This window comes from Olivibacter sp. 47, assembly GCF_030372825.1.
Lineage (GTDB): Bacteria > Bacteroidota > Bacteroidia > Sphingobacteriales > Sphingobacteriaceae > Olivibacter > Olivibacter oleidegradans.
Genome location: NZ_JAUCNR010000001.1, coordinates 5,114,198 through 5,132,485 on the forward strand (window position 1 = coordinate 5,114,198; position 18,288 = coordinate 5,132,485).

The window sequence follows — 18,288 nt, forward strand, 5'->3', positions numbered from 1 at the left end:
GCGGTTTGCATGTTGATGCACCACCGTTGTAGCAAAGTTCCAAGCGAGGAGTTTTTTGTTTCTTTTTTGCGGAAAAAAAGAAAAACAAAAAGGTTCCTTTAATATAAGCACTATCCCGCGGTAAATGCTCTGTTTTAAGAATAGATGGATAAACTTTTTTATAAAAGAAAGTTTATCTAAGTTTGCTATACTATTTTTGTTTGCAGCTGTGCAATTTTCTGCCTTGTTGCCGTTATATAGTAAAATACCGAAGCCGGAAATGATGAAGGGCATTGTTTTCGATTTCCAAGAAAAAATGTACTCGATGCAAATGAACCGTATATTCGCGCTAAACCTGATTATCCTCTGCCTGTGGACTTCCTGTAAGCGGGTAGACGACGAGCCAATCTATCCCGCAACGCCTATCTCTAGGCTCTATATATCGTTTTCGGATATCGCTAATTCGGATACGCAGGTTTATCAAAACGCGGTAGTGATTGATCCTGCGGATAGCGCTGGTTATATACCAGCTCCTGTCGGAGCAAATACGGAACCTCAACAGGGAATGGGTATATTCTATAGCCCTGATCTAAAACAAGGATTTCAAGTTAGTAGAAGAGACACAAGTATCCGATATTTCTCAGTTAGTGATGTAGGAAATATTAGTACTTCGACACGTAGTTTTAAAGATGTCTTTTATTTATATAGCCCTCGTGCCATTCGTTACGATAACAAATCCGATCAGTTATTTATTACGAATGATCATCCAGACAGCGCTTCCTTAAACATATACTATAATCCTTCGCGGCTGGTGGGACAGCAATCCCCAAGAAAAAGGCTTAAACTGGCAAATCTTCCTTGGGGTATTTCAACAAATATGACACTTAATACAAGTGATTCTTTGCTATTGCTGTCGATGCAAGGGAATACCAAAGAAATATGGGGTTTTGCATTAAAAGATATTGCTTCCATACAAGACACTTTTATTAACAACGCTAAACCAAATTATACAATCACCATTGCGGGAGCAAATGATATTCGAGGTATTACTTATTCTCCGAGACTTGATATCCTGGTTCTTTCCGATTTAGGTCCTGCGAAACTCACGGATAATCCAAGTAATAATAGTGTGGATGGAAAAATTTATGTTATCGAGAATGCAAAGCAAGCGATAATGGCTGGTGGAACGATTACACCAACAAGAATTATTACCGGAGCAGCTACTGGTTTGGTGGACCCAATAGACGTTGCAATCACCGATTTACCCAATCGAAACCAGTTCATATATGTCATCGATCGAGCAAGGCGACTCATAAGATTTGCATTAGATGCTAATGGGAATATCGAACCCGAGACAAGCAGGGCGTTATCTTTAACGCCAGAATTTATGTATCTTGATTCTCGGGGACCGAATGAGTAACTCATAAAGCGAACATCAGACTTTGTTTATAAATAGCTCAAAGATTGAATCTAATTGTGTCTATCATAGATAGCAGTAAATGAAATAGCTCAATAAGCGGATGAAGAACCCTATTTGACATAGGTAACCCCTAATTGCATATCTTTTAATTTTTTTGCTTCCAGATCTTCAATTTGCTGTATTTACTTATATGATCAAAATCTCGATCGGTATGAACTAGGGGAACTGAAAAGGAAACAGCATAATAGGCAATTAGGCAATCGTTGCTCTTACGTATGGTCACTCCTTTTTTGCGTAGAGATCGAAACAGGTCTGCTGCACCTATGGCTGCTCGTCGTGGAGGCAATTCCAATAAAGTGAAATAGGATAGTGCTTCCTTTATTTCTGTATAAGTTGAATCCTCACGTATTCCCTGGAGAATTTCTTGAACAATGGTGGGCGTAAGTAATACCTCACGATCCGTTTCTATATATTCTTGCAATAATAAAGCTTGCGGTGTGTCATTTTTGTTCAGGAAATCAACCCATACCGACGTATCAAAAAGCAAAGAACTCCTCATAGGCTACGCATCTGGTCGAGATCTCCTTCCCAAGTGCCCTTCTTTCTCAACGCTATAATGCTTTTTCGTTTCAGAGAGGCAATATATTGCTTTAATGCTTCATGAACGACTTCTTTCTTTGTCCTTAGTTTACTTATTTGAAGCGCCTGTTGAATGAGGTTTTCGTCTAGCTCTATATTAGTTCTCATTTCTGTAATTTTTACTATGTGTAAAGATAATAAAATTTATACACATTACGGCTAGTTTAAAAGGCTTTGACCCGAACTGTGTGATTTATCTATTTTTCTATGTTTCAATGCCCTCTTTGTTACAAAAACCTTAACATTTTCATAATGAGTATTTGATCAAGCATTACGAAAATTGAAAAGCTTGTACGACAGGTATTTAAAATTTGATAAAAATTCAATAAAAGCCGTGTTTTATTGCGCTTATGCTTGCTTTTGCTTATGGTAGCTGCTAAATTTGTGATAGCAAAAATGGAGGATATGGAAGTAAATTTACGTCGATTATCTGTTTTTACCGCGGATCTACAGCTGATCTTGGGCAAGAGCATGCGTACATGCCAACGCCATATGCAGTTGATCCGCGACATGTATGCTTTGGAAAAGCAGCAGCCCGTTACGGTATATCATGTTGCAGAATACCTCGATACGCCTGTATCAAAAATAGCTGCCTTTCTGAAGATTAACCGGAATTGAGTGGATAGATGAGCAATGGGATTGCTCCGATGTAAAAAAATTTCTTGGTAAGCCGCGGCAATTGCCCGCGGCTTTTTTTTGTTTGCGGCACACCTAAGGTCTAGAAAGCCTTAATAAATGTCAGTAAGACTGGGATAAACACAATTAAGTTTAAGACAAACGCAAATAAGTTCGAGATAAACATGCTTAAGTTTATCCTTAACACGTATTAGTTTGTTATGAAGGTAGAAGCGTTTGAAGTAAATACAAACAATATGAAGGTAATTTTAAGATAAGTTGAGACACTTTTGATCAAGCTTGCTTTAACCTTGCTCATCTCTGCTATAAACTTAACTAAAGAAATAGCAAACTTGTTTACGTTTGCAATAACAATGAACAATGTTGTTATAAACTAGACCAAGTTTGTCGTAATCTTAATCAAGTTTGAATTAAACACAAACAAGATTACCCCATAATTGGTTAAAATTGTTCTAACGTTGTTCACAGTTGTGACAAAGTTCTATAACGTTCTGTCAGACCTTTCTAAGTTTATATTAACAACGATCAAGATTGTATTAAATCTATATGGATTTGGAATAAATTTAGTCAATAGAGCGTTCGATTTGGTCATCCTTAAACGTACTTTTCCTCCTCTTTTATCGGACAAAAGCGTCAAAAAACGACAAAAACGCCATATGCGTCATTTTCGGACATGGCTTTTTTTGATTCTACTCAATTTTGTTTTGTTCATCAGCGGTTGATGGACTTATACAAATATAAGTAGATGATAACAAAGAGAAAACATCCGTCCAAGCCAACGTAAATGTGCAATAGGCGATAGGCTTTAAGTAATAGGCCATCCCTTCGGGAGACAAGCTTTTTACTTTTTATTTTTTAATTTTTTAAATATGCAAAATAGATACATCGCTATAGGATTTAGTAATATCGCAGACGACGCCATGGCAACTTTAGGAACAACCGTCATTACCGCCATGACGGACAATCCAAATTTCGAAACGCCCGTTCCGGCGTTGACAGATATACAGTTACTCCTTGATGATTATCGGCTCAAACTGGCGGCTACCCGGAAGGGTAGTCCTTTGAACACCAGTGAAAAAAATGTGAGTCGCCAGGCACTCGAGAAAGGGCTCAGGCAATTGGCGTTCTATGTGGATGCTGTTGCCGACGGGGCTTTACATGTTATTTTAAGTTCCGGTTTTCCCGTAAAGCCGCTTCGGTCCTCGTTGATTGCTCCCGCCATACCGGAACGTCTTCGTCTGAGCGATACCGCACAGAGCGGACAAATTCGCTTCGATTTTAACCCGGTTAAAAAAGCCTGGGAGTACGAATACTGCTATGCTACCGAAGTAGACGATAATGGAAACATATTATGGGGCGACATCTTATCTACTACTTCGTCCCGTAACAACATTATCGCTCCGCTGATTCCCGGTGTTGTTTGCCGCGTACGCGTGCGTGCCCGTAATGGAAAAGGTGTAAGTGATTGGAGTGAAGCCGTTAGCTTAATGGCGAGATAATACCAAGCAAGGGGCCGGCGAATTCGGCTCCTTGCCTTTACCCGAAAATACTCAATAAACGTTGTATTTCAGCGGCTTTTTCTAAGCTGCCTGCTTGATTATAGGAAGCTAATAGGTTACGCAAGACACGGCTGACGATCGCCAAGTTATCACACGGCAAAAAGAATTGTTCATCATTAGGCAAATTAAGTTGCTTTAAAAACGATAAGACATCATGTCTTCCAAATATCTGGCCCCTATTAAAAGCATTGATATAAAAAAGAACTCCTGCTTCGTCGGCCTTAATTTGTTCGTCCATATAAGCCAATATAAAGTGGCGTGGCAAATTGACACCATAAATTGGGATATCCAAACGCTGCGCTACAATACTATATAGTGCTGCTAATAAAATCGGGTTTCCTCTCCTCGTTTCCAGCACTTTACCGATGTATGAATTTTGCGGATCGTGGTAATTTTTGGTATTACCTTTGAAGCCATGCATATTGTAAAATACGTTATTTAATAAACGTACTTTCTCCACAGCGCTCATGTTATACATCATTTCCAGCCAAGCATCGCGCTTAATTTCTTCTACTTGATTGATGATGGTTTGATCTTCCAGATCGGGATATTGATATTTATTGACAATAATCAAGCCCTGCAATAAATCAAACCCCCCGCCCATATACCAAAGTTCCAATTCATTAAAAACCTGTTCAAACTGGATTTTATGAATTAGGTTCTCTATCCTCGACTGAAGAAAAGAATCAAATGATTTTTCCCAAGCAGCTTCCAACGGAGCAATAACCGCTGTCCCTAGTGTTAACAACTTCTCCTCAACGTGCCGAAATACCTCTTCATCCGGATCGTCTAATAGATGTATCAAGGAATTTATCTCTTTGTTATTAAGCATATACAAAGATAAAAATAAGTTGTGATTTGTGTGTTATGAGTTGCTTCTCTACCGAGGTTACCACACTCGTATTCAATAGGATGTTTAAATTAAAAGAACGATTATTTTTGTCACTTTTTTCCGCAAAAAGTAACCAAAAACTCATCACTTGGAACTTTGCTACAACGATAGTGCCTCAACGTGCAAACCGCAAATTTCCTAGGTGATATTTTAGCAGAACGTAGGGCTTTTACTTTTAACCGGACGTATTATTTCTTCAGCCCTAAATATAGCCCTGTGCGCTGGAAGATCGGCCTTGGAGGATACCGACGCAACGAGCCGCAAAGCATTTGCATGTCTGTTCATACGGCAATATCCAAGCGGATTGAGGAAGTGAAACGGCTCCAATACGCGCCAGCGATGCTTTGCCATCGGTTGCAAGGTAGCCTACACACGCCTTGACTTTTTGTTCTTTTTGTGTTAAGACAAAAAGAACACGATAAATTTGACTAAGAAAAAGGTTCTTTTTAAATGCACTCAACCTTCCTGTCACCATTGCTTTTTAGACGAATCCTATAAAGGCGTTTAAAAACCTTATGGTACCTGAAATATAGGTTTACATAATCAGGGGAGAGGACCTGTCTCTCCCCTGGATGGTTGGTTTTGTTTATTGAGCTTGTGGCATATGTTGACTGAGTGATTCCATACTTAGCCCCAATCCCTGCGCAATGGCCATGCCGAGCTGCACATCGGCTCTAAACCAGTGACACAGCTGTCGGTTAATAATGAGCTCCTTCTTGGAGCCGGTGATACCCTTCATTGAGGTCACGATATTATGAATGGTGTTTTGTTTGGCTTCCGGTGTCATCAATCTGAAAAGATTTCCAGGTTGCGTATAGTGATCATCCTCGCCCGGCGCGTTGCGGTTATACCAATCGGCAATATCGCTTTCTAAATTCCATGCAGGCTGTTTGTAGCTTTCATCTTCATAGATGCTATCAAAGCTGTTGGGGAAATAGTTTGGCGTGGAGCCTCCATTTCCGTCTACGCGCATATAGCCATCCCGTTGATAATTGGCTACCATAAAAGGGCACCTGTTTACCGGAATTTGCTCATAATTTACACCTAATCGATAACGATGGGCATCCGGATAAGACAAAATCCGCCCCTGCAACATCTTGTCGGGCGAATAGCTAATACCGTCAATAACATGTGCCGGTGCGAAGGCCGCCTGTTCTACTTCGGCAAAATAATTGGATGGATTTTCATTCAGTTCTAAAACGCCCACTTCTTGTAAAGGATACTCTCTCTGAGGCCAAATTTTGGTTAAGTCAAAGGGATTCCAGCGAAAGGCCTTCGCCTGTTCCTCCGTCATTATCTGTATATATAGTTTCCAGCGAGGGAAATCGCCGCGTTCAATCGCTTCAAATAAATCGCGCTGTGCAAAATCAGGATCTTCTCCCCGCATGCGCATCGCTTCGTCATTGGTGAAATTTTTAATGCCCTGTTCCGTTTTGAAATGGAACTTGGTCCATACACGCTCATTATTGCTATTGATGAAAGAGAATGTGTGACTGCTAAAACCGTGCATGTGACGATATCCTACAGGTGTGCCCCGGTCTGACATCAGTATAAGCACCTGATGCAGACTCTCCGGGTTTAACGACCAGAAATCCCACAACATCGTTGCGCTTTTCATATTGGTTTGCGGATCACGCTTCTGTGTATGGATAAAGTCGCTGAATTTTTTTGGATCTTTTACAAAGAAAACCGGTGTATTATTGCCGACGAGATCCCAATTGCCGTCTTCCGTATAGAACTTAACGGCAAAGCCGCGTGGATCTCTTTCTGTATCAGCTGAACCTTTTTCCCCTCCAACCGTTGAAAAGCGTAAAAACAAACGCGTTTTTTTGCCTATCTCATTAAAAATTTTAGCTTTTGTGTAGGTGGTGATGTCCTGGGTTACGGTAAATGTGCCATAAGCACCCGAACCTTTAGCGTGCACCACGCGTTCGGGAATTCGTTCGCGATTAAAATGGGCCATTTTTTCATGCAGGTGAAAATCCTGCAATAATATAGGGCCGCGTGGCCCAACGGTCATCGAGTCTTCATTGTTAGTGACGGGAATACCCGAGGCAGTTGTTAACTTCTTTTTCTCTTCCATGTGTAAAATTGTTTAGTATGATTCCTCTGTCGACCAAAGGTAGTGCTTCGGTATGAACATCTTACATCGAATTTTGCTATGTTTGTATAATCAAAATTTATATTATGACGCTTGTTCAATTAGAATATATTATAGCTGTTGATACATATAGAAGTTTTGTGGCCGCTGCAGATAAGTGTTTTGTAACGCAGCCTACATTGAGTATGCAGATTCAAAAATTAGAAGAATCTTTAGGTGTTCGGATTTTTGATAGGACCCGGCAGCCTATTGTGCCTACCGAAATCGGAGAAGAAATCATCCGACAAGCGAGAGTGGCGGTTTTAGAGAGCCAGAAAATTAAAGAGATTGTCGCTTATAAGAAAGGCGAGGTGGAAGGTGAATTAAAAATCGGTGTGATTCCGACGGTTGCCCCGTATCTATTACCAAAGGTATTAGGCAATTTCATGGAGAAATATCCGAAATTGCATTTGCATGTATGGGAGTATACAACAGAAAAGATAGTCAGGGAGTTAAAAACAGGGGTATTAGATTGCGGTATTTTGTCGACACCGATCCACGAGCCCAATTTGCAGGAACACCCCTTGTTCTATGAAACGTTTGTTGCTTATATAGCTAAAGAAAGCAGTTTGTCAAAGAAAAAAGCCGTTACTGCAAGTGATATATTGAATGAAAAACTTTGGTTACTGAACGAAGGGCACTGTATGCGGAATCAGGTACTGAATATCTGCAATAGGAGGAAAACGATGAACCCGGACGATTCCTTCGAATATAACACCGGCAGTGTAGAAACCCTAAAACGGATGGTGGATACGAATGCGGGCGTAACGATTATGCCTGAATTGAGTATTGCTGAGTTTTCTGTAAAGGAACTTGATCAGGTGCGTTATTTTAAATCGCCCGAACCGGTTCGCGAAATTAGTTTAATCACGCAACAGAACTACCTAAAGAAAAGAGCCATTGAAGCTTTGAAAAGTGAAATTCTACAGATTCTACCGAAGCGTTTTAGAAATAAGAAGAAAAAGGAGGTGATGGATATTGGTTAAATCAATGCTTGAAACTATTACCTGTTATCTCCTGCTGATTGATGCGAACGGCAATGGAGGAGGGTTTGATACCGTCTCCGAACATCTCTGCATTTTTTTCCGTAAACTCAGCGCCGAAAAATAGAATGGAGGATGTGTAGTTTATCCAAAGCAAGATAATTACTATGGAACCGGCGGCACCATATCCGGATGCAGGTGCCGCATGCTGCATATACAAGCCTATCGCCCACTTGCCGATCATAAATAAGATGGCGGTGAAGAAAGCACCCGACCGTACGTCTTTCCACTTGATTTTTACGTCTGGAAGGAATTTAAAAATACAGCCAAAAAGAACGGATAAAACAATAAAGGTTATAAGGGTATTGGCAAGATATAAGGCGATGTTGGTTGTTTCGTCGAAAAGGTCTAAACCAAAAACCTGAAAATCGGGAAGATACTTGATGAGCGTAGTGCTAATAACAGAAATGACAACATTCAAGAGTAAAGAAACAACTAACAAAAAGCCCAGAATAAGCACAATGGAAAAAGACAGCGCACGATCAACAAGTAGTTTTACCCAACCTCTTTTTGGTTTGGGCTTCACGTTAAAGATCATGTTGAGCGAATCCTGCATTTCTACAAAAACTTTTGTCGATGCGTAAATCAATGTGCCCACACCAATAATGGTTGCAATAATGGATCCTTTTCCGACCGATAAGCCTTTTATAAGTGATTGTATAAGTGCGGCGGCATCAGCCCCGACATATTCGTTTATTTGCTGAAAGATTCTTCCCTGTTGTGCATCATCACCCAAAACAAAGCTAACAACAGCCAATATAATGATCAGGAGAGGAGCCAACGCAAATATGGTATAGTAAGATAATGCTGCACTCATTTTCGATACTTTGTCGTCACCGAAGCCAATGACCGTTGCCTTAAGTAGAGTGAAAGCGTCTTTATAAAACTGTTTTCTTAAAACCTTCATATATGCCTTGATTTAACACCTAAAGTGATCATCGATGGGATACAATCAGTAATTCGAGATCTTTCGGGGTTAAATTAAATTTATTGGCTATATCTTTATTCGTTAACTGTCCTTGGTAAAGATAAATGGCATTTCGAATACCCGGTTTGTTCCAGATAACTTTCAATAGCCCGCCCTGTTCCCCAATATCCAACAAAATCGGTGCGAAAATGTTTGTCAGCGCATAGGTGGCTGTTCTGGCAACACGAGATGCTATATTGGGAACACAGTAATGAATAACATCATACTTTCTGAAAACAGGGGAATCGTGATTGGTTATATGAGAGGTCTCGAAACAACCGCCTTGGTCAATACTGACATCAACCAGCACAGAGTTGGGTTTCATTTTAGAAACGGTTTCTTCGGTAATAATACACGGACTTCTGCCATTGGTGGCGCGCATCGCACCTATTACGATGTCACAGGATAGGACCGCTTTTTGGAGTACAATGGGTTGAATAACCGAGGTGAATACTTTATTCCCTAGATTGTTTTGTAAGCGTCGAAGACGATATAATGAACTGTCAAAGACTTTTACCTGTGCACCTAAGGCGAGTGCGGCACGGGTCGCATACTCTCCAACCGTTCCGGCACCGATAATGACTATTTCAGTAGGAGGAACGCCGGTAATCCCCCCCAGCATCAGGCCCTTGCCTTGGAACACGTTACTTAAATATTCGCCGGCAATTAGAATAGAGGTAGCGCCTACAATTTCGCTCATTGCACGTACAACCGTTAACCGGTTATCCTCGTCCCGCAAATACTCATAAGATAGCGCCGTAACCTTCTTCTTCATCATGGCTTTTAAATGCTCAAAGCCCAATAAAGAGGGTTGTTGGCTGGAAAACAGGACCTGGCCGGTTTTCATTAAATCAATTTCTTCCAAGGTGGGAGCCCCAATCTTGACGATAATGTCGCAGGTGTAAATGCGTTCCTTTTCATGAACAATGATAGCGCCCTGCTCGCTGTAGTGATGATCCAGAAAGTTGGCACCGTTTCCTGCGCCGGACTCTAACATAATTTGATGACCATTCTCTACAAGTAAAGCAACAGACAAAGGCGTAAGCGCAATACGGTTCTCCTGAAAGCTCACTTCCTTAGGGATTCCGATTAATAAACTGTTCTTCTTTTTGCCGGTTTCTAGCATGGCCTCCTGTGGCTGCATCATCGCTTGACGCGCCAAGTTAGATAATTCTGTCATACAGAGCTCAATTACACAAAAAATCGGGTTAATTTACGAAAAAGTATCTACAGTTCGTTCATGTTTTATAATTGCGTCTGCCATTCGGATGCAAAACTTGCTCGATTTTGATCGAAAGCATTTTAATCGGTACACAGAAAAAAAGATAAATAGCAGGATAAATGAAGAAATGGGAGCATGCTAATAAAGTTCAGACAAATGGGAAGATGGAATCCCTTTTTGTATCCTAATTTTACGTTCATTTTTTTCTCCGAGCTCAATTGTAACACTCACTACCTCTTCGGGTAGGAGATTAGGGATTTTTTCAGGCCATTCAATAAAACAATAGTTTCCTGAGAAGAAGTATTCCTCATAACCCAGATCTAAAGCTTCCTGTTCCTCTTTCAACCGGTAAAAATCAAAATGATAAACGTTTCCCTGAGGACTATGGTACTCGTTAACGATTGAAAAAGTTGGACTGGCTGCTTGGTCGGTAACCTGTAGTTGCTTGCAAAGCTCTTTAATAAGTGTAGTTTTTCCCGCTCCCATTGGAGCGAAAAACAAAACTACCCGATCATCGGCTACAAAAAGGAGTATTTTTTTTGCCACATCAGGTAGTTCGCTTATGTCGTTAACGGTAAGAATCATGAAGCAAACTTAGAGAAACCGGCATGGATATGCAACGTGCTTTCTAAAGTCTTTTCGTAATACTCACCGGTGAAACCGATTACGATCCTTCATCATTTCGGTGTATACGTAATATACGGAATGATCATCTCTTCAAGAGAAATACCACCGTGTTGAAAAGTTTCGTTGAAGTAATTGACAAACTGGTTATAGTTGTTAGGATAAACGAAATAGGTGTCTTCCTTGGCAAATATAAAACTTGAACTTACGTGAAGTTTCGGCAATTTTGCTTCATGTGGGTTCTTGATGTGTAGTACATCCTTATCAATAAAGTTTAGATTTTTACCCTGTTTGTAACGAAGATTACTATTCGTGTTCCGATCGCCGATTACCTTACTTGCATGTTTTACGCGAATCGTGCCATGTCAGTCGTAAGAATGACACGTACATTTTTTTGCGCGAGCCATTTTAGGGTATCTAAAAGTGGTGAATGTTTGAACCATGACAGCGTGAGCGAGCGATAGGCTGCTTCATCGCTGGCAAGCTCCCGGATCATGGCCATGTCAGTCCGGGCATGGGACAGCATATCGACGAAATTATAAACCAGCACATTAAGGTCGTTTCCCATCAAATTGGATAGATTGTCCGTGATGTCTCTTCCCTGTTCCAGTGTAAGAATTTTATGGTAGCTGAATTTGCATTCTTTCCGAAACGTATTTTTTATTTGTGCCGCTAAAAACTCTTCCTCGTGTAGATTTTTGCCCCCCTCGTCTTCATCGTTTTGCCAAATATGCGGAAAGTTCTTCTCCATATCAAGCGGCATCATCCCGCTGAAAATAGCATTCCGGGCATATTGGGTCGCCGTAGGCAAAATACTGTAATAAGTCTCCTCCGCATCCATACGATAGTAATTGCCGATGATTTCATGTATCACTTTCCATTGATCATATCGTAAATTGTCTATTAAAAAGAAAAAGGTAGGCTTGTTATCCAGTACCGGGAATACTTTTTTCTTAAATAGTTGAGGCGATGAAACCGGCCCGCTCTCCGGATCTTTGACCCAATGCAGGTAATTCTTTTCAACAAATTTCGAAAACTGGGCATTGGCTTCCGCCTTTTGCATGGTCAAGATTTCGTGCATGCCTTCATCTTCCAATTTTTCCAGTGAAAGCTCCCAATAAACTAATTTTTTATAAACATCAACCCATTCATTAAAGTCCAGATTATCATTCAGGGTCATGCCAAGCGTTCTAAACTCCTGCTGGTAAGCCATCGATGTTCTTTCGCTTACTAAGCGTTTATTCTCAGTGAACTTTTTGATGGTCAATAGAACTTGTTTCGGATTTACCGGTTTAATCAGGTAATCATCGATTTGCGAACCTATTGCATCTTCCATCAGAAACTCTTCTTCATTCTTCGTGATCATTACCATGGGGACGGTCGGATTAATGCCCTTTAAAATCCCTAAGGTTTCCAGACCTGTAAGTCCCGGCATATTTTCATCCAAGAATACTAAATCATAAAAGGAATTTTTGAAAGCTTCAACGGCATCATGTCCATTGGTGACTGTTTTTACACCATATCCCTTTTCATTGAGCAGCATAATGTGAGGCTTTAATAAATCGATCTCATCATCTGCCCATAATATATTTGTTTCTTGCATCGTTACGTTATAAGTTTTACGTTCTAAGTCCTATGTCCTATCTCAATATAGAATTACGAACTTACGTAATTGTTTGGAGCCTTTCCGCTTTTTTAACAAAAATTAACAGCGACGTAAATAAATTCAATTTAGATTTGATTTCGATGTAGAAAGAGAAGCTGCATCATGGACATTTCATTAAAAAATAGCACCTTTGTGCTTAAATTTTTTGGCTTTTGAATAAGAAAAAAATTATTAATGATCCTGTTTATGGTTTTGTTTCCATACCATCAGATTTGATATTTGATCTGATACAGCATCGTTATTTTCAACGCCTTCGGTATATTAAACAGGTAAGCCTAACACATTTAGTTTATCCAGGGGCACTACATACGCGTTTTCAACATGCACTCGGCGCTATGCATTTGATGGGCTTAGCTTTAGAGACCCTGAAAGGTAAAGATATCGATATAACAGCGGAGGAAGAAGAGGCCGCCATTATAGCCATATTACTACATGACATAGGTCATGGACCATTTTCGCACTCGTTGGAACACACCCTGGTACAGGGAGTATCACATGAGCATATTTCGTCGTTAATAATGAATGAAATGAACCGGAAATTCAATGGTAGCTTGTCTATGGCGATTGATATCTTTAAAGACAAATATCCAAAGCGATTTTTGCATCAATTAGTGTCGAGTCAGCTTGATACGGACCGAATGGACTATCTCAACAGAGACAGCTTTTTTACCGGTGTTTCCGAAGGGGTGATCAGCTTTGATCGGATTATTAAAATGCTGAACGTTGCTAATAACGGCTTGGTGATTGAACAAAAGGGAATTTATTCGGTTGAGAAGTTTTTAATTGCCCGTAGACTAATGTACTGGCAAGTATACCTGCATAAAACGGTATTAAGTGCTGAACAGATGTTGATTAAAATCTTACAGCGTGCAAAGGAGCTTACCGATAAAGGAAACAACGTATTTGCAACAGAGGCGTTGAAACATTTTATTGATAACAGAGTCACAAAGGAGGATTTTTTACAAGATCGCGCCCATCTCGAATTTTTTACCATGCTGGATGATACAGACATTTTGGCAACTGTGAAAATGGGGGTAAAGCATGAGGATACTGTCTTATCTAAGTTGTGTGAGCAATTTATGACAAGGAGGCTCTATCATGTCGAATTAAGTAATTTTATGCCTACCAAGGAACGAATAGAAGCATTACGTCGCGCAGCTATGAACCTGTTCAAGGTTGGGGAGGATGAAGTGCATTATTTCGTATTCACGCAGTCGGTAGAAAACAGTGCTTACGATGCCGGTGAGGGAAATATTAACATTTTGATGAAGGATGGTACCATCCAAGATATTACGACAGCCTCCGATTTATCGAACTTGGAAGTGCTGGCAAAAAAGGTCAAGAAATTTATGATTGCTTACCCAAAAGAATTGCGGTAGTTGTCAGAAGTTCGCAAAGTATTGATATACAAAGGAATTTAAAATTTGTTCATAAAAATTTAACACATAAATTTGCGCGATGCAATTTACTGCCAAACAAATTAGCGAAATCATTGATGGTTCTATAGAGGGAAACGAAGATGTTGTGGTATCGAGGGTTGAAAAAATCGAAGAAGCTAGCCAAGGGGGGCTTACTTTTTTAGCTAACCCTAAATATGAAAACTACCTTTACACGACAGAAGCATCCATTGTTATTGTCAATAATGACTTAACGGTTGAGGAGCCGATAAGTGCCACGCTTATTCGAGTGAAGAATGCCTATACGGCAATTACCTTGCTATTAGAGCAATATAATAAATTCCGTTTTCATAAAACGGGAGTAGAAACGCCTTCCTATATCCATCCCTCCGCTAAGCTAGGGGAGGATGTATATGTAGGGGCTTTTTCTTATATCGGAGACAATGTTGTACTAGAGGATAATGTAAGCATTTATCCGCAGGTGTACATTGGCGATAATGTTAAGATAGGCGCGGGGAGTATTTTATTCCCCGGTGTAAAAATATATCACGATTGTGTTTTAGGAAAAAATGTGGTGATCCATTCAGGCACTGTTATAGGAAGCGATGGTTTTGGCTTCGCTCCACAAGAGGATGGTACCTATCGTAAAATAAGTCAAATCGGAAACGTTGTTATAGAAGATGATGTTGAAATCGGCTCTAATTCCACAATCGATCGTGCAACGATGGGACATACAATCATTCGAAAAGGTGTAAAACTGGATAATTTAATTCAGTTGGCGCATAATGTGGAGGTTGGAGAAAATTCAGTTATAGCTGCTCAAACAGGTATCTCAGGAAGTACAAAAATCGGTAAGAATGTAGTTTTAGGAGGACAAGTAGGTGCCGTAGGACATATCACGATAGCTGATGGTACACAAGTGCAGGCGCAATCCGGTATCAACCGTTCTATAGATACCCCCGGGTTGAAATGGGCGGGAACACCGGCAAGTCAGTTCCAGAATCAGATGCGAGCACAAGTAGTATTGCAGCGATTACCGGATTTGGAACGCCGCTTGGATCAAATTGAAAAACTAATTAAAAAACTTGACGAAGAATAAATGAGTACTAGCAGCGACAGCGTATGCTAGCCTTAAATTATTAGGAAGAGATGAACGTTAAACAAAGAACACTTAATTCAGAAATTACGATTTCAGGGGTTGGCCTCCACACTGGTAAACATGCTACATTAGTTTTTAAGCCGGCACCTGTAAATCATGGATATAAATTTAAACGAATAGATTTAGAAGGTCAGCCCATCATCGATGCTGACGTGGATAACGTTTCAGACACTTCGAGAGGAACCACGATTACACAAAATGGCGCAAGCGTAAGCACGGTAGAACACTTACTGGCATCCTTAGTAGGAATGGAGATTGATAATGTGCTGATAGAAATTGATGGCCCTGAAGTTCCGATTATGGATGGGAGTGCTTTAATTTACGTAGAAGCCATTGAGAAGGCAGGGTATAAAGATCAGGAAGCAGATCGGGAATATTACGAAATACCTCATAATATACATTATACCGAAGCTGATAGAAAAGTAGAGATGGTTGCGATGCCTTTAGATGGGTATCGATTTACCTGTATGATTGATTATAATTCACCCGTATTGGGAAGTCAACACTCTGCTATTACTAGCATCAGTGAATTTAAAAAGGAAATTGCCTCGTCCAGAACGTTTTGTTTCTTGCATGAATTAGAAATGTTGCTTGAACATAATCTGATTAAAGGAGGTGATTTAAATAACGCGATTGTAGTAGTCGATAAAGATGTGAGTAAAGATGAGCTGAAGCATTTAGCGAAACTCTTTAATCGGGAAGATATCGATGTGGCAAGGGAAGGTATCCTGAATAATATTAAGCTTCGCCATCAGAATGAGCCGGCACGGCATAAGTTGTTGGATATGATTGGCGATTTGGCCTTAGTAGGGCGGCCGTTGAAGGGACATATCATGGCTGCACGTCCCGGGCATGCTGCCAATGTGGCATTTGCCAAAAAGATCAAAGCGCAGATTAGTAGGGAAAAGAACAAGAAGTATGTGCGGGTTTACGATCCGAATATGACCCCCGTTTATGATACGGCGCAGATTATGAAGATTTTACCCCATAGGCAGCCGATGCTGATGGTGGATAAGATTCTGGAACTTACAAAAACTCATGTGGTGGGTTTGAAGAATGTGACAATGAATGAAGACATTTTCATGGGGCATTTTCCAAATGAGCCGCTATTCCCCGGAGTTCTTCAAATTGAGGCCATGGCGCAAACAGGAGGCATATTGGTGTTAAATACCGTACCCGACCCAGAGAATTATATCACCTTATTTTTGAAAATTGAGAACGCTCGGTTTAAAGCACAGGTGAAGCCGGGAGATACCATTATTTTTCACTGTAGTTTATTGCAACCGATAAGAAGAGGTATCGCTCAAATGAAAGGTGTTGGCATGGTTGGCGAAAAGATTGTGGTAGAAGCAGAATTGATGGCACAGATAGTTAAGATAAAAGAAGAAATTAAAGAGCAATAAGATGATCCAACCATTGGCATATATACATCCGCAAGCCAAAATCGCGGAAAATGTAGTGATCGAACCTTTTGTAACTATTCATAAAAACGTAGAAATAGGCGAAGGAACATGGATAGGCTCGAATGTTGTTATCATGGATGGCGCGCGTATCGGGAAAAATTGTCGTATTTTCCCTGGGGCGGTAATAAGTGGCATCCCGCAGGATCTCAAATTTGCGGGTGAAGACACTACCGCTGAAATTGGTGATAATACCACCATCCGCGAATGTGTGACCATTAATAGAGGCACAAAAGATAGATGGCGTACGGTAGTTGGAAATAATTGCCTTATCCAAGCATATAGTCATATCGCCCACGATTGTTTTGTTGGTAATAATTGTATTTTTTCAAATAGCAGCACGTTAGCGGGGCATATTACAGTTGGCGATTATGTGGTGTTGGCGGGCATGGTTGCTGTTCATCAGTTTTGCCATATTGGGTCTCATGCGTTTGTTGCAGGAGGTTCTTTGGTTCGTAAAGATGTTCCGCCCTTTGTTAAAGCAGCGAGAGAGCCACTTTCTTATGTGGGGATTAATTCTGTCGGCTTAAGGCGCAGGGGCTTTTCATCTGAGCAAATCAACGAAATCCAAGATATCTATCGTACCATGTTTGTGAAAAACAACAATTTAACGAAAGCCTTGGATATCATTGAAACGGAATGCCAACCGACGGAGATTCGCGACGAGATCCTGGACTTTGTGCGAAGCTCTAATCGCGGGATTATGAAAGGCTTTGGCCAAGGAAAGGTTGCGCTGTAAGATTTTAACCTAAGCAGCATTAAGCTGCTTATGGTGTTTTTACTGCTGGAGGATTAGCACTTGGATATCATACTCGAAAATATCGGTCGGCGTTTCAATCGAGAGTGGATTTTTAAATCGGTCAATTACCATTTTTTGCATGGAAATAGTTATGCGATTTTAGGCCCTAACGGGTCCGGTAAATCGACCTTACTTCAGGTGTTGATCGGTAGTCTTACAGCATCCGAAGGCACCATTCGATACCTCGATGAAGATCAGAAACTGGATGCGGATATGTTTTTTTCCTCGAGTGCTTTAGCGGCGCCCTACCAAGAGCTGATCGAAGAGTTTACGCTACGTGAATTAATCGATTTTCACTTTTCTTTTAAACGAATGGAAGAAGGCCTGAACGCACAATTGCTAGTTGAATTATTGGATCTCGAACGCGCTGCGGACAAAGAACTACGCTACTTTTCGTCCGGAATGAGACAGCGCACGAAATTGGCCTTGGCTTGCTGTTCGCAAACCCCTACCTTATTTTTAGATGAACCCACATCCAATTTGGATACACAGGGGATCGCTTGGTATCTTAATCTAATTGAGCGATTCGCCAAGAACAAATTGCTGATTATTTGTTCCAATCAAGAACATGAATATAGCTTTTGTCGGCATCAAATTCATATTGAGCAGTATAAAAACTACTAGGCGACTAAATTTTTGGGAATCCAAATTTTAAGGTTACCTTTGCACCACCGAAAAAATGTTTT

The 18,288-nt window shown here is 40.5% G+C and carries 17 protein-coding genes and 1 pseudogene; 9 read left to right on the forward strand and 9 right to left on the reverse strand.

Annotation, left to right across the window (positions count from 1 at the left end):
• Window positions 1-310 precede the first annotated feature (310 nt).
• Window positions 311-1,399, forward strand: a complete 1,089-nt coding sequence (locus QT327_RS22160; protein WP_289554072.1) for a hypothetical protein — start codon at window positions 311-313, stop codon at window positions 1,397-1,399.
• Window positions 1,400-1,544: 145 nt separating this feature from the next.
• Here the strand turns inward: QT327_RS22160 and vapC are convergent, their stop codons facing one another.
• Both vapC and QT327_RS22170 read right to left on the reverse strand, forming a co-directional pair.
• Entirely contained in the window at window positions 1,545-1,958 is a 414-nt protein-coding gene (gene vapC, locus QT327_RS22165) for a type II toxin-antitoxin system VapC family toxin (RefSeq protein ID WP_130854503.1), read from the reverse strand.
• Window positions 1,955-2,146, reverse strand: a complete 192-nt coding sequence (locus tag QT327_RS22170; RefSeq protein ID WP_013664818.1) for a type II toxin-antitoxin system VapB family antitoxin — start codon at window positions 2,144-2,146, stop codon at window positions 1,955-1,957. The genes vapC and QT327_RS22170 overlap by 4 nt, the downstream gene beginning before the upstream one ends.
• 297 nt (window positions 2,147-2,443) lie before the next feature.
• On the opposite strand from QT327_RS22170, the gene QT327_RS22175 reads away from it, so the two are divergent.
• Both QT327_RS22175 and QT327_RS22180 read left to right on the forward strand, forming a co-directional pair.
• Window positions 2,444-2,656 (forward strand): hypothetical protein, encoded by a 213-nt coding sequence (locus QT327_RS22175; RefSeq protein WP_130854502.1) that lies wholly within the window; start codon window positions 2,444-2,446, stop codon window positions 2,654-2,656.
• 887 nt (window positions 2,657-3,543) lie between these two features.
• Window positions 3,544-4,173: a hypothetical protein gene (locus QT327_RS22180; RefSeq protein WP_013664820.1), complete on the forward strand. Its 630-nt coding sequence runs from the start codon at window positions 3,544-3,546 to the stop codon at window positions 4,171-4,173.
• A gap of 37 nt (window positions 4,174-4,210) precedes the next feature.
• Here QT327_RS22180 and QT327_RS22185 read toward each other — a convergent pair whose 3' ends face one another.
• From QT327_RS22185 to QT327_RS22195, 3 genes are all read right to left on the reverse strand, one after another.
• Window positions 4,211-5,065 (reverse strand): transglutaminase-like domain-containing protein, encoded by an 855-nt coding sequence (locus tag QT327_RS22185; protein ID WP_289554073.1) that lies wholly within the window; start codon window positions 5,063-5,065, stop codon window positions 4,211-4,213.
• A 262-nt stretch (window positions 5,066-5,327) separates the two neighbouring features.
• The gene (locus tag QT327_RS22190; protein ID WP_289554074.1) at window positions 5,328-5,600 is read right to left on the reverse strand and encodes a hypothetical protein; all 273 of its coding nucleotides are present in this window, start codon (window positions 5,598-5,600) and stop codon (window positions 5,328-5,330) included.
• A gap of 111 nt (window positions 5,601-5,711) precedes the next feature.
• Window positions 5,712-7,208 (reverse strand): catalase, encoded by a 1,497-nt coding sequence (locus QT327_RS22195; protein WP_130854499.1) that lies wholly within the window; start codon window positions 7,206-7,208, stop codon window positions 5,712-5,714.
• A gap of 104 nt (window positions 7,209-7,312) precedes the next feature.
• On the opposite strand from QT327_RS22195, the gene QT327_RS22200 reads away from it, so the two are divergent.
• Window positions 7,313-8,251 (forward strand): hydrogen peroxide-inducible genes activator, encoded by a 939-nt coding sequence (locus QT327_RS22200; RefSeq protein WP_013664823.1) that lies wholly within the window; start codon window positions 7,313-7,315, stop codon window positions 8,249-8,251.
• A gap of 1 nt (window position 8,252) precedes the next feature.
• On the opposite strand, the gene QT327_RS22205 is transcribed toward QT327_RS22200, so the two are convergent.
• The 4 genes and pseudogenes from QT327_RS22205 to porX all read right to left on the reverse strand — a co-directional run bounded on the left by QT327_RS22205 (window position 8,253) and on the right by porX (window position 12,724).
• Entirely contained in the window at window positions 8,253-9,215 is a 963-nt protein-coding gene (locus QT327_RS22205; RefSeq protein ID WP_013664824.1) for a YihY/virulence factor BrkB family protein, read from the reverse strand.
• 28 nt (window positions 9,216-9,243) lie between these two features.
• Window positions 9,244-10,455, reverse strand: a complete 1,212-nt coding sequence (locus QT327_RS22210; protein ID WP_013664825.1) for an alanine dehydrogenase — start codon at window positions 10,453-10,455, stop codon at window positions 9,244-9,246.
• A 180-nt stretch (window positions 10,456-10,635) separates the two neighbouring features.
• Window positions 10,636-11,082 (reverse strand): tRNA (adenosine(37)-N6)-threonylcarbamoyltransferase complex ATPase subunit type 1 TsaE, encoded by a 447-nt coding sequence (tsaE, locus tag QT327_RS22215; RefSeq protein WP_013664826.1) that lies wholly within the window; start codon window positions 11,080-11,082, stop codon window positions 10,636-10,638.
• Between the two features lie 92 nt (window positions 11,083-11,174).
• A pseudogene (gene porX / locus QT327_RS22220) lies at window positions 11,175-12,724 on the reverse strand (T9SS response regulator signal transducer PorX).
• Between the two features lie 215 nt (window positions 12,725-12,939).
• Here porX and QT327_RS22225 point away from each other — a divergent pair.
• From QT327_RS22225 to QT327_RS22245, 5 genes are all read left to right on the forward strand, one after another.
• Window positions 12,940-14,166 (forward strand): HD domain-containing protein, encoded by a 1,227-nt coding sequence (locus QT327_RS22225; RefSeq protein WP_130854497.1) that lies wholly within the window; start codon window positions 12,940-12,942, stop codon window positions 14,164-14,166.
• 79 nt (window positions 14,167-14,245) lie between these two features.
• Window positions 14,246-15,283 carry a UDP-3-O-(3-hydroxymyristoyl)glucosamine N-acyltransferase gene (gene lpxD / locus QT327_RS22230; protein ID WP_013664829.1) on the forward strand — a complete coding sequence of 346 codons (1,038 nt, stop codon included), beginning with the start codon at window positions 14,246-14,248 and terminating at the stop codon, window positions 15,281-15,283.
• Window positions 15,284-15,333: 50 nt separating this feature from the next.
• Window positions 15,334-16,746, forward strand: a complete 1,413-nt coding sequence (locus QT327_RS22235; protein WP_013664830.1) for a bifunctional UDP-3-O-[3-hydroxymyristoyl] N-acetylglucosamine deacetylase/3-hydroxyacyl-ACP dehydratase — start codon at window positions 15,334-15,336, stop codon at window positions 16,744-16,746.
• A gap of 1 nt (window position 16,747) precedes the next feature.
• On the forward strand, window positions 16,748-17,542 hold the full coding sequence (lpxA, locus tag QT327_RS22240) for an acyl-ACP--UDP-N-acetylglucosamine O-acyltransferase (RefSeq protein ID WP_130854496.1): 795 nt from the start codon (window positions 16,748-16,750) through the stop codon (window positions 17,540-17,542).
• Between the two features lie 60 nt (window positions 17,543-17,602).
• Window positions 17,603-18,226: an ABC transporter ATP-binding protein gene (locus QT327_RS22245; RefSeq protein WP_130854495.1), complete on the forward strand. Its 624-nt coding sequence runs from the start codon at window positions 17,603-17,605 to the stop codon at window positions 18,224-18,226.
• Window positions 18,227-18,288: the final 62 nt, after the last annotated feature.

Coding starts and splice junctions, on each gene's coding strand:
- QT327_RS22160 (WP_289554072.1), top strand. CDS start 311: ATGAACCGTATATTCGCGCTAAACCTGATTATCCTCTGCCTGTGGACT.
- QT327_RS22175 (WP_130854502.1), top strand. CDS start 2,444: ATGGAAGTAAATTTACGTCGATTATCTGTTTTTACCGCGGATCTACAG.
- tsaE (WP_013664826.1), bottom strand. CDS start 11,082: ATGATTCTTACCGTTAACGACATAAGCGAACTACCTGATGTGGCAAAA.
- QT327_RS22195 (WP_130854499.1), bottom strand. CDS start 7,208: ATGGAAGAGAAAAAGAAGTTAACAACTGCCTCGGGTATTCCCGTCACT.
- QT327_RS22205 (WP_013664824.1), bottom strand. CDS start 9,215: ATGAAGGTTTTAAGAAAACAGTTTTATAAAGACGCTTTCACTCTACTT.
- QT327_RS22170 (WP_013664818.1), bottom strand. CDS start 2,146: ATGAGAACTAATATAGAGCTAGACGAAAACCTCATTCAACAGGCGCTT.
- QT327_RS22235 (WP_013664830.1), top strand. CDS start 15,334: ATGAACGTTAAACAAAGAACACTTAATTCAGAAATTACGATTTCAGGG.
- lpxA (WP_130854496.1), top strand. CDS start 16,748: ATGATCCAACCATTGGCATATATACATCCGCAAGCCAAAATCGCGGAA.
- QT327_RS22190 (WP_289554074.1), bottom strand. CDS start 5,600: ATGGTGACAGGAAGGTTGAGTGCATTTAAAAAGAACCTTTTTCTTAGT.
- vapC (WP_130854503.1), bottom strand. CDS start 1,958: ATGAGGAGTTCTTTGCTTTTTGATACGTCGGTATGGGTTGATTTCCTG.
- QT327_RS22185 (WP_289554073.1), bottom strand. CDS start 5,065: ATGCTTAATAACAAAGAGATAAATTCCTTGATACATCTATTAGACGAT.
- QT327_RS22210 (WP_013664825.1), bottom strand. CDS start 10,455: ATGACAGAATTATCTAACTTGGCGCGTCAAGCGATGATGCAGCCACAG.
- lpxD (WP_013664829.1), top strand. CDS start 14,246: ATGCAATTTACTGCCAAACAAATTAGCGAAATCATTGATGGTTCTATA.
- QT327_RS22200 (WP_013664823.1), top strand. CDS start 7,313: ATGACGCTTGTTCAATTAGAATATATTATAGCTGTTGATACATATAGA.
- QT327_RS22180 (WP_013664820.1), top strand. CDS start 3,544: ATGCAAAATAGATACATCGCTATAGGATTTAGTAATATCGCAGACGAC.